Here is a 686-nt window from a genome sequence, read left to right as displayed (position 1 = left end):
ATTGAAAGACAAGCAAAATTATGAAGCTGCCTCATATCGTGATTTGCTCAATCAAGACAAAACCATCTTAAGCAACGATCTGGCGGAAGGTTACAAGCAATATACCATCCGGCCGGGGGAGACCATCAGCTTTGATGAAACGCTGAATAAAGACACCAAATATGTCGGTGTTGTCGCTTTCTACAACAAAGTAGGGGAAGAGCAGACTTGGAAAATGTTGATTACCAAAAAGCAGCTGACCAATAAAAAACCGGTCGTTATCGAATTGGTGGATAACAAAGTCCTGCTTCAAGAGACGGTCAAGAAAGTCAAATAATGGATGCCGCACTCTATGAGAAACTGACCGGATTTTATTCCGACGGTTTGCCGATAGATGACCTGCCGGGCAGCTTCCAGTTGGTTCGCAGTGTTTTGGACAATATCCAACGCATTCTTAACAGCAGGAGCGGTTCCTTGAAACATCTGCCGGATTATGGGATTCCCGATCTCAGCATGGTTTATAAAAACCTGCCGTCCAGCGCGCATGACTTGCGGTATTTTATGAGGAAAACCTTGTTGAAATACGAGCCGAGATTAAGGAACTTGGATATCCACCTCACTGAATCCAAAGACAATATCATGGTTTTATGTTATCAGCTGGAATGCGAAATAGAAAACGCGGGTGCGGTAGTTATAGACACTTATTT

2 protein-coding genes are annotated in these 686 nt (G+C 43.6%); both read left to right on the top strand.

Going from position 1 to position 686, the window contains the following annotated elements; all coding sequences use genetic code 11:
• Positions 1 to 316 (top strand): type VI secretion system lipoprotein TssJ (gene tssJ / locus ACTHUR_RS14500; RefSeq protein WP_440399277.1); only part of this gene is annotated, 316 nt, incomplete at its 5' end.
• Positions 316 to 686, top strand: a 371-nt coding sequence (tssE, locus tag ACTHUR_RS14495) for a type VI secretion system baseplate subunit TssE (protein WP_440399275.1), incomplete at its 3' end; no start/stop codon positions are given. The genes tssJ and tssE, both read left to right, overlap by 1 nt.

Source organism: Neisseria sp. P0021.S007 (assembly GCF_051956855.1).
This window is presented reverse-complemented; position numbering and strand designations above follow the sequence as displayed.